Origin of the sequence: Ideonella sp. BN130291, assembly GCF_036231905.1 — a bacterium.
GTDB lineage: Bacteria > Pseudomonadota > Gammaproteobacteria > Burkholderiales > Burkholderiaceae_C > CAMLIZ01.
In genome coordinates, this window is the sequence record NZ_JAZARE010000006.1 from 1 (window position 1) to 9,830 (window position 9,830).

A 9,830-nucleotide genomic window follows, 5' to 3' on the forward strand; every position below is an offset into this window, starting at 1 on the left:
CCAGCGTTCAATCTGAGCCAGGATCAAACTCTTCAGTTCGATCTTGATAAATTACTCAAAGAATTGAAGTGAACTTCACTTCTATGAGCGTTTAAGGTCCATCAGACCTCGAGAAACCTTTCGATTCCTCTTGGCCTCTCGCCCTCAAACGCCCACGCTTATCGGCTGTATGTTTTTAAAGAACTTCGCTGCAAACCGTTGCTTGCTGCGCTTGCTGAATTTGTGTTCAGCAGAGAGATGAGATTATGACGCGTTTCTTAAAAACCTGTCAAGCACTTCGGCTCTCTTTTTCGCTGACCGTTTTGTTTGCTGCTGGCCTTGCCCGCGTCAAACGCTGTGATCAGCGAAGCCCTCGACTATAGCACCACGTTTTGCGGCCTGTAAAGCACTCTCGCAAAAATTGTTCAGATCGTCACGGCCGCCGGCTGCTCGCTGCGCTGGAAGGCGAGGCGACACTCAGTCTCCGCATCGTCCGCGGCCAGCACGCGCTGCAGCACGCTGGCATGGCGCCGCGTGTCGGCGCGCAGCACACGCTGCTTGATCGCCGCGATCTGCGCGGGATGCATCGAGAAGCTGCGGAGCCCCATGGCCAGCAAGAGTTCGGTGAACTGCGGGTCCCCCGCCATCTCGCCGCAGACGCTCACGTCCTTGCGCGCCGCGTTGGCTTGCGCAATGGTTTCGGCGATGAGGCGCAGCACTGCCGGGTGCCAGGGGTCGTACAGGTGCGCCACCGCTTCGTCCGCGCGGTCAATGGCCAGCGTGTACTGGATCAGGTCGTTGGTGCCGATCGACACGAAGTCGAAGTAGCGCAGGAACGTGGGCAGCATCAGCGCGGCCGCCGGCACCTCGATCATCGCCCCGACTTCCACGTCGACGAACGGCCGGCCGGCATCCGCCAGCTGCTGCTTGGCGCGGGCCAGCGCCTCCAGGGTGAGGCGGATCTCGCTGAGGTGGGCCACCATGGGCAGCAGCAGACGGACCTTGCCGAAAGCACTCGCACGCAGGATGGCGCGCAGCTGCTGGCGGAACATGCTGGGCTCCGACAGGCTCCAGCGGATGGCCCGCAGACCGAGTGCGGGATTGAGCGCATGTTCGTGGCGCAACTCCTGCACCGACATGCGGTCCAGCGGTTTGTCCGCACCCACGTCCACCGTGCGGATGGTGACCGGCAGGCCCTTCATCGACTGCACCACGGTGCGATAACACTCGAATTGCTCCTCTTCCCCGGGCAGGTCGCCGGTGCGGTTCATGAAGAGGAACTCGGTGCGGAACAGGCCGACGCCCACGGCCCCAGCCTCCAACGCCGCCGGCGCATCGCCAGGCAGCTCGATGTTGGCCATCAGCTGCACCGGCTGGCCGTCCAGCGTGACGGCGGGCGTGTGGCGCAGGCGGTTCAGGCGCGCGCGCTCTAGCTCGCTCTGGCGCTGGCGGAAGCGGTATTCCTCCAGCACGATGGGCGAGGGGTCCACGATCACCAGGCCGGCGTCGCCGTCGATGATGACCCAGTCGTCCTGCCGGATCAGGTGGCTGGCCTCGCGCGCGCCCACCACGGCGGGAATGTCCATGCTGCGGGCGACGATGGCGGTGTGGGAGGTCTTGCCACCCACGTCGGTGACAAACCCAGTGAACACGCTGCGCTTGAACTGCAGCATGTCGGCGGGCGAGATGTCGTTGGCCACCAGCACCAGCGGATCCTCGCCACCGAAATCGCGCGCCTGTGCCGCGGCCGGCACCAGCGCGCTGCCGCCACCGCGCGCCAGCGCCCGCAGCAGGCGCTCCGCCACCTGCTCCAGGTCGGCCTTGCGCTCGCGCAGGTACTCGTCCTCCATCTCGTCGAACTGGCGTGCCAGCACTTCCAGCTGCGCCGACAGCGCCCACTCGGCGTTGTAGTGGCGTTCGCGGATCCAGTGCTTGGTGGCGCCGGTGAGCGTCTCGTCATGCAGCAGCATCAGGTGCACATCGAGCAGGGCCGAGAGCTCGGGCGGCGCCTCCGCCGGCAAGTCGCGCTGCAGCACGGTCAGCTCCCCGGCCACGAGGTCGCGCGCCGTGCGCAGGCGCTCGATCTCACCCTCGATCTGCGATCCGTCGACGAAGTAGTGGGCGACGTCGACACGGCTGGATGCGATCAGCACCGCGCGGCCGATGGCCACGCCCCGGGACACCGGCAAGCCGAACACCTGAATGCTCATGCAAACGACTGTAGCAGCGGGCGCGGCCACGGGCCCTCGGGTTGCACCTCAGCGCGGGCCCACCTGCAAACCTTTGCAGGGGCCGGCAGCCGCTCAGTTCACAGGCTCACTCGCCTTCGCCGAACTTGTCGCTGATGAGTGCCAGCAGGCCGTCCATGGCCGCCTGCTCGTCCGCACCCTCGGTTTCGATCTCCACCTCGGCGCCCAGCCCGGCGGCCAGCATCATCACGCCCATGATGCTCTTGGCATTGACCCGCCGGCCGTTGCGGCTCATGTGGATGTCGCTGCTGAAGCTGCTGGCCAGCTTGGTGAGCTTGGCCGATGCCCGGGCGTGCAGGCCGAGCTTATTGCTGATGGTGATGCTGCGCTTGATCATGGGCTCCGGGGGAAAAAGCCTGGTTCTGCGGCCGGGACACGGCCACCTGCATCACGCCCTGGGTGGCACCGGCCACCGCGCGGGCCACCACCGCGTCCAGCGGCTCGGCGGCATAACACAGCGCACGCCACAACATGGGCACGTTCACGCCGGTGACCACCTTCACCAGCAGGCCGTCGGCCAGGCGCTGGGCCACGTTGCAGGGCGTGGCGCCGAACACGTCGGTGAAGATCAGGGCCTCGGGCTGGCGCACCTGGTTCAGCAGCACCCTCGCCTGGGCCTCGATGTCGTCGGGCGTCATCGCCGGCGCCACGTCCAGCACCTGCAGGGAGGCTGCACAGTCCGGGAACGCATGCTCCGCAACGGCCTTCAGCGAGGAAGCCAGCGGGGCATGGGCAATGATGAGCAGGCCGGTCATGGTGCAATGCAGCGATTATCGAGCTTACGGCAATCGCAGGCCGCCGAAGAAGGTTTCGGTGGCTTCCGCATCCAGGGCCGCGCCAAACATCGTGACCTGGAACACACGGGTGCCTTTCGAGAAGAACGCCAGGCGCTCGTGCACGGCCCGGCCATCGGGCAGGCGCCCCTGCACCTCCAGCGCCTGGGCCTGGGGATTGGGCGTCATGCCGGGCACCATCACACGATGCTCGGACGCCACGGCGCCGTTCAGGTTGGACAACGCCGCCGCCCGCAGCGCCTGCAGCGCCGGCCCCACGCGGGCGGGCTCCGCCACATCGCCATGGCTCACGGCGAACATCACATCGCCGCTGCGGCAGGCCACGATCGCCAGCCGCACCGGGGCACCGGCCAGCGGCACCTGGCGCACCTCATGGCTGGGCTTGCAGGGGAACATGGCCACCGCACCGCTGCCTTCAGGGTGCACCTCGCGCCAGTTGAGTTCGGGCGCGCACGCCGCCAGGGATGCGCAGGCCAGCGCGCCCCACACCCCGCGCAGGAATCTTTGCATCCGGACGATTATCAAGTGGCTGCCGCAAAGGCGCATCGCACAATCGGCGCCATGACCGTGCCTTCATCCGACACTCCGGCCGCGCTGAACGGCGTGCGCGTGCTTGACCTGTCCCGCGTGCTCGCCGGCCCCTGGTGCACCCAGACCCTGGCGGACCTGGGTGCCGACGTCATCAAGGTCGAGCGGCCCGGCTGCGGGGACGACACCCGCGGCTGGGGCCCGCCCTTCCTGAAGGACCGGGACGGGGCCGACACGGCGGAAGCGGCCTACTACCTGGGCACCAACCGCAACAAGCGCTCGATCACGGTGGACATCGCCCAGCCCGCCGGCCAGGCGCTGATCCGCACGCTGGCGGCCCAGTGCGATGTCTTCATCGAGAACTTCAAGGTCGGCGACATGGCGCGCTACGGCCTGGACGCCGCCTCGCTGCGCGAACTGAACCCCCGCCTGGTGTATTGCTCGGTCACCGGCTTCGGCCAGACCGGCCCTTACCGCGAGCGCGCGGGCTACGACTATGCGATCCAGGGCCTGGGTGGCCTGATGAGCGTGACCGGCGAACGTGACGACCTGCCCGGCGGCGGCCCGCAGAAGGTGGGCGTGGCGGTGGCCGACCTGTTCACCGGCCTGTACGCCACGGTGGCCATCCTCGCCGCACTGCGCCACCGCGACGCCACTGGCGAAGGCCAGGTCATCGACATGGCGCTGCTGGACACCCAGGTCGCCATGCTGGCCAACCTGGGCGCCAACTACCTGACCACCGGCGTGGCGCCCCGGCGCATGGGCAATGCGCACCAGAACATCGTGCCCTACCAGGTGTTCGAGGTGGCGGACGGCCACATGATCCTGGCGGTGGGCAACGACGGCCAGTTCGCCAAGTTCTGCGAAGTCGCCGGTCGCCCGGAGCTCGCGCAGGATGTGCGCTTCCAGACCAACGCCGACCGCGTGCGCCATCGTGACGTGCTGGTGCCGCTGCTGGCCGAGGTGATGAAGCAGCGCGGCCGGCAGGCCTGGCTGAGCGCGCTGGAAGCCGCCAAGGTGCCCTGCGGCCCCATCAATTCGCTGGCGGAGGTGTTCAGCGACCCGCAGGTGCAGGGGCGCGGCATGACGGTGCCGGTGCCGCATCCGCTCACCGACGAGCTGCGCCTGGTAGCCAGCCCGATCAAGCTGTCCGCCACGCCGGTGCAGTACCGGCAGGCGCCGCCGCTGCTGGGCGAGCACACCGAGCAGGTGCTGGCCGAGTTCGGGGTGAGCGCTTCCGAACTGTCCGCCTTGCGGCAGCAGCGCGTGGTGTGATGGCACCGCGGCTGGCGGCATGGCCGTTGCCCCCGACTCCGGGGATGGACGCCTGCCTGGGGCGGCGCACAGCATCGACGCCCGCGCAGCCACGGCCGGCGACCCGCCGCAGGCCCTGCCACCGCAGCGGCCGCCACCGGAGCGCCTGATGTCCTTGGCGTCCAGGGAAGTGCACCCACATGTTCGAATCTGACCGCAGCCGCGACGCATCGGCCAACGAGGCCCACATCACCGGAGCGCCCGTGGCGCCGCCAGCGGACGCCGCCGGGGCGGAACGCTGGCGTGCGCTGCTCACCCTGGTGGGCAGCGAGATCGCGGGCCCGCTCACCGCGGCGATGGAACGCATCACCGCCTTGACCACCACCGGCAAGATCGACCGGCAGAGCCTGCGTGCCCTGCGCGACGAGGTCGAAGCCGCGCGCCGGGCCGGCATGGTGGGCCAGCAGCTGGCGCGTTTTGCGTCCGGCCGGGTGCGGCAAAGCCATGAGCGCCTGAACCTCACCCAGCTGCTGAAGGACGTGCTGGTGCAGCGCGGCCGCGACTTGCAGGCCCGCGGCCTGCCGCTGCGCCAGGCGCTCAAGCCGGCCGAAGTGATCGCCGACGCCTCCTTGCTGTTCGCCATGTTCAACGCCCTGCTCGACTGGTGCGCAGAACATGCCCGCTCCACCATCGACCTCCGGCTGGACCACACCACCTGGCCGGTGCAGGCGCGGCTGGCATGCCGCTTCGCCTTCCGCCCGGCCGGTGACCTGCCACCCGACGAACCCTTGCCCTCGCTGGACAGCCTGGCCTGGCACCTGGTGCAGCAGGCAGCGTGGACCATGGGGCTGAAGGTCGAGCGCGAGGAAACCGGCATCGAAAGCACGGCCACGCTGGTCTTCCCGCGCACCGTGAACCGCGAGCTGGAAGGCGTGAGCGCGGTGGAGATCGACCACGGTTTCCCGTCCTCGCTGAACTCCAAGCCGCTGGCCGGCAGCCACGTGCTGGTGGTGGCGTCGCGGCGCGAGGTGCGCAGCCAGGTGCGCGAAGCGATCGCCCACATGGGCCTGATCCTGGACTTCGTCACCTCCATCGACGAGGCGCGCGAGTTCTGCAGCGGCGGCCTGCCGCACGCGGTGGTCTACGAGGCGGTGCTGGGCGGCGAACGCCTGGAGCACCTGCGCCAGGAGATCCAGCAGGAAGTGCCCGACCTGGTGTTCGTGGAGATCGTTGAAGAAGGGGACGTCTTCCAGGTGTCCGGCTTCGGCGGCCCGCCGGTGGCGCGGGTGGGGCGCGAAGGGCTGCACAGCGCCCTGCCCTCGGTGCTGGTCTTCGAGCTCTCCAAAGGCCTGTAGGCGCCCCCAATACAGCGGCTGCCGTAAACTGGCCGGCTGCTGTACAAGGCGTTTCACATGAAGCTTTCTCCCCGCATCCTGACCGCCGCGGCGGTGGTCGTCGCCCTCGGCGTGGGGGGCGCGCTCACCTACAAGTCGCTCAACAGCTACGACCCCGTGCCGGCGGTGAACTACACCCTGCTCGACGGCACCCAGGGCAACACCGCCCAGCTGCGCGGCAAGGTGACGCTGGTGAACTTCTGGGCCACCAGCTGCTCGACCTGCGTGCACGAGATGCCGCAGATCGTGGCCACGCACCAGAAGTACAAGGCACGCGGCTTCGACACCCTGGCCGTGGCGATGAGCTACGACCCGCCGGCGTATGTGGCCAACTTCGCGGAAAGCCGCAAGCTGCCGTTCAAGGTGGCCATCGACAACACCGGCGACATCGCCAAGGGCTTCGGCGACGTGCGCCTCACGCCCACCACCTACGTGGTGAACAAGCGCGGCGAGATCGTCAAGCGCTTCGTCGGCGAACCGGACTTCAACGCCCTGCACGTGCTGCTGGAGCAGCTGCTGGCCGAACGCGCCTGAGAACCGGCAGCGCGCGGCCTCAGTCCGCGCGCAAGGCCAGCCCCGCGGCACCGACGATCATGGCCGCCGCGGCCGCCAGCACCAGCGTGAGCGGCCTGCCGCTGGTCAGCGCCAGCAAGGCGGTGGACGCCAGCGGCGTGAGGTAGCTCAACACGCCGATCGTGCGCGGATCGCCGCCCTTCAAGGCCTTGTCCCAGAGGAAGAACGCGGCGCCCAGCGGGCCCAGGCCCATGGCCGCCACCAGCAGCCCGTCACGCAGCGACAGCTCGGCCGCCGGCTCCAGCGCCACGTGGCAAGCCAGTGACAACACGCCCGACACGGCGCCGAAGAGTCCGATGGCGGCGGTCGGAAACGACCGGCCTTGCTCTGCCAGGCGCCGGGTGCCCAGCGAATAGCTGGCCCAGATGAAGGCCGAGCCCAGCGCCGGCAGATAACCCCAGGCGAGGCCCCCTTCTAGCGAGCGCCCGCCCACGATGGCCAAGGCCGCGCCGGCAAACCCCAGCAGCCCGGCCAGCCAATGCACCGGACGCAGCCGCACGCCGGGCAGCCACAGCGGCGCCATCACCACGATCAGCAGCGGCCACAGGTAATTGACCAGGTTGGCCTCCACCGGCGGCGCATGGCGCAGCGCGATGAACAGCAGGAAATGGAAGCCGAACAGGCCGTACACGCCAAGCGCGAGCGCGCCACGGCTCACCTTCCACGCGCGCCAGTGCGGCCAGGCCGGCACGCTGCCGATCAGCAGGGCCAGCCCGGTGAGCAGAAACGGCGGCACATGGGCCAGCGACACGCCGAGCGAGGCCAGGCTGGCCCACAGGGCGATGGCGCCCAGCGCAAACAGGTTGGCATGCAGGCGCGACGAAGGCAGGGGGACGGCGGACATGCGCCCAGCGTAGCGGCAGCGCGGGCGGCGCGGTGTCGCGCCACACCGGCCGGCTGTCGCGCGACGCCGGTTTCAGCCGGCGCGGCGCAAAGCGGCGATCAGCGCGGATGCGGATCGGTAGCCGCAGCGCGCGGCCACCTCGTCCACCGGCAGGCCTTGCTGGCGCAGCGAGCGTGCGCATGCGAGGCGGCGTTCGCGCACCCACGCCAGCGGCGGCAGGCCGTGCTGCGCCACGCAGCGCGCGGCGAACTGGCTGGGGCTCAGGTGCACTTGCGCCGCCAGCGCGGCGACGTCCAGTGGCAGCGACAGGTGCGAGTCCACCCAGTGCTGCAGCTGCGGCCAGTCGATCCGGCGCCCGCGCGCCGCCCCCGCCGGCGCCGATCCACCTGCCCACAGGGACTGCAGCAGCAGCGGTGTGGCCGCCTGCAGCCAGGCATCGTCGGCCTGCAGCGCCTGCAGGAAACCGAGCAGCCCGGGCAAGCCGGCAGGCGTGTCCAGCACCCGGCCGGCCAGGCGCTCCAGCCGCGGATCGCTGCTGTCCAGCACGAAGCATTGCGCGTGCGGACCGCGTGGCCGGCGGCCGGCCCAGAAATCATGGCGCGCGCCGGGCGGAATCACCGCCACCCGGCCGGCCGTCATGCGCGCCCCGCGGCCTTCGATGTCCAGCTCCAGCACGCCCTGCCAGCCCCACAGCACCTGGAAGTGTTCGTGCGCATGGCTGCCGGGAGATGCGCCGTAGTGGCGCAGGCTCAGGCGAGTGTCGGGCAGCGGTTGCATGGCGCCCAGCATACGCGCCTCACTCACCGCGCTTGGCCCGCAGGTTGGCCCGCCCGGCCCGGCCACGCGCCTTCCATTCGCTGAGCTGCTGGCGCCGCTCCAGCGCGGTGAGGGTGTCGCGCCGCATCTCGCGTTGCAACTTGTGGAAGTTGTTCAGGCGGTCGCCGTCCACCCCCTCGCGCACCGCGCAGCCGGGTTCGCCCCGATGCTGGCAATCGCGGAAGCGGCATTGCAGCGACAGCCGGGCCACGTCGTTGAAGCTGGCCGCGAGGCTGGCCTCACTGGCATCCGGCCGCAAGGTGCGCACGCCCGGCGTGTCGATCAGGCAGGCGCCGCCGGGCAGGCGGTGCAGCGAACGTGACGTGGTGGTGTGGCGGCCGCGGCCATCGCCCTCGCGGGTGGCGCCGGTCTCCTGCACGGCATGGCCCATGAGGGTGTTGGCGAGGGTGGACTTGCCGGCGCCGCTGGAGCCCAGCAGCACCAGCGTCTGCGCCGGCGCGAGCCAGGGCGCCAGCACTTCGGCCGCTGCGGCGTTGCGGCCGTCGAGCACCACATGCGGCACGTCGGCCGGCAGGCGGGCCTGCAACTGCGCCAATGCCCGCGGCATGTCGGCACACAGGTCCGGCTTGCTCAGCACCACCACCGGGCGCACGCCGCTGGCCTGCACCAGCGCGAGGAAGCGCTCGATGCGGCGCAGGCTGAAGTCCAGGTCCAGCCCCATCACCAGCAAGGCGGTGTCCACGTTGCTCACCACGATGTGGCGCAGGCCGTCCCCATCGCGCCGCACCAGTGCGCTGAAGGGCTGCAGGCAGTGGGTGAGCCACCAGTCGCCATGGGCGTCGCAACGCGCCAGGCCCCAGTCGCCCACGGCGACCGCGTCGTCCTGGTCGGCCAGGCCGCGCGCCAGGCTGGGCATGCGGCGCGCGGGGAGGTCTTGTGTGCCGTCGTCCAGGCGCACCGTTTCGCGGTGCACCTCGGTCACCCGCACGGGGATGCAGCCGGGATGCTGCTCCAGCAGGTGGATCAGTTCCTGCGCCACGGCCAAGGTCAGGCCGATGCGGCGCAATGCTTCGAATTGCAGTTTCTGCATGTCAGGTCAATTCCTGGAGAAATCCATCGTGCTGCGCGCGCAAAGGCGGGCAGCGTCACAAGGGTGATGACGGAAGGCTCCCGGAACAACCGGGCAGTCAGAAATGCGAGCCCTGCGTGGCAGGGCGGCTCGTCAAGGCGCGGTGGCCGAGAGCATTCCGGTGAGGCCAAGCTCAGGCGTCGTATAGGCATCCATGGCGGTCCCCTTTCCGGAAGTTGAAGGTTGAAAAAGAGCGCGCAGTGTGGCAGCCGGAGCGGGCGCGGTCAACGCCTGCACAAAGCCGATGCGCAACAGCAACATGCCGGCAACCTTGCCGGGTTGGAATGGTTGAACACAACGACAAGTGGG

General features: G+C 69.4%; 11 protein-coding genes. 3 read left to right on the top strand and 8 right to left on the bottom strand.

Annotated features, from left to right (window positions below; genetic code table 11):
• Positions 1–404: 404 nt before the first annotated feature.
• The 4 genes from ptsP to VPH43_RS13615 form a co-directional block, all read right to left on the bottom strand.
• Complete coding sequence (gene ptsP / locus VPH43_RS13600; protein ID WP_328578260.1) at positions 405–2,189, bottom strand: phosphoenolpyruvate--protein phosphotransferase; 1,785 nt, start codon at positions 2,187–2,189, stop codon at positions 405–407.
• Between the two features lie 106 nt (positions 2,190–2,295).
• Positions 2,296–2,565, bottom strand: coding sequence for an HPr family phosphocarrier protein (locus VPH43_RS13605; RefSeq protein ID WP_328578261.1), 270 nt, complete (start codon positions 2,563–2,565; stop codon positions 2,296–2,298).
• Positions 2,534–2,983 (bottom strand): PTS sugar transporter subunit IIA, encoded by a 450-nt coding sequence (locus VPH43_RS13610; protein WP_328578262.1) that lies wholly within the window; start codon positions 2,981–2,983, stop codon positions 2,534–2,536. The genes VPH43_RS13605 and VPH43_RS13610 overlap by 32 nt, the downstream gene beginning before the upstream one ends.
• A 24-nt stretch (positions 2,984–3,007) precedes the next feature.
• Entirely contained in the window at positions 3,008–3,532 is a 525-nt protein-coding gene (locus VPH43_RS13615; protein WP_328578263.1) for a hypothetical protein, read from the bottom strand.
• A 51-nt stretch (positions 3,533–3,583) separates the two neighbouring features.
• Between VPH43_RS13615 and VPH43_RS13620 the strand changes: the two genes are divergently transcribed.
• From VPH43_RS13620 to VPH43_RS13630, 3 genes are all read left to right on the top strand, one after another.
• Positions 3,584–4,825 carry a CaiB/BaiF CoA transferase family protein gene (locus VPH43_RS13620; RefSeq protein ID WP_328578264.1) on the top strand — a complete coding sequence of 414 codons (1,242 nt, stop codon included), beginning with the start codon at positions 3,584–3,586 and terminating at the stop codon, positions 4,823–4,825.
• A 179-nt stretch (positions 4,826–5,004) separates the two neighbouring features.
• On the top strand, positions 5,005–6,159 hold the full coding sequence (locus VPH43_RS13625; RefSeq protein ID WP_328578265.1) for a hypothetical protein: 1,155 nt from the start codon (positions 5,005–5,007) through the stop codon (positions 6,157–6,159).
• Between the two features lie 57 nt (positions 6,160–6,216).
• Positions 6,217–6,732, top strand: coding sequence for a TlpA disulfide reductase family protein (locus VPH43_RS13630; RefSeq protein WP_328578266.1), 516 nt, complete (start codon positions 6,217–6,219; stop codon positions 6,730–6,732).
• Between the two features lie 19 nt (positions 6,733–6,751).
• On the opposite strand, the gene VPH43_RS13635 is transcribed toward VPH43_RS13630, so the two are convergent.
• The 4 genes from VPH43_RS13635 to VPH43_RS13650 all read right to left on the bottom strand — a co-directional run bounded on the left by VPH43_RS13635 (position 6,752) and on the right by VPH43_RS13650 (position 9,782).
• Positions 6,752–7,585 (bottom strand): DMT family transporter, encoded by an 834-nt coding sequence (locus VPH43_RS13635; protein ID WP_328578665.1) that lies wholly within the window; start codon positions 7,583–7,585, stop codon positions 6,752–6,754.
• Between the two features lie 102 nt (positions 7,586–7,687).
• Positions 7,688–8,392 (bottom strand): AraC family transcriptional regulator, encoded by a 705-nt coding sequence (locus tag VPH43_RS13640; protein WP_328578267.1) that lies wholly within the window; start codon positions 8,390–8,392, stop codon positions 7,688–7,690.
• A gap of 19 nt (positions 8,393–8,411) precedes the next feature.
• The gene (gene rsgA, locus VPH43_RS13645) at positions 8,412–9,482 is read right to left on the bottom strand and encodes a ribosome small subunit-dependent GTPase A (RefSeq protein WP_328578268.1); all 1,071 of its coding nucleotides are present in this window, start codon (positions 9,480–9,482) and stop codon (positions 8,412–8,414) included.
• Positions 9,483–9,614: 132 nt separating this feature from the next.
• Positions 9,615–9,782 carry a hypothetical protein gene (locus tag VPH43_RS13650; protein WP_328578269.1) on the bottom strand — a complete coding sequence of 56 codons (168 nt, stop codon included), beginning with the start codon at positions 9,780–9,782 and terminating at the stop codon, positions 9,615–9,617.
• Positions 9,783–9,830 lie beyond the last annotated feature (48 nt).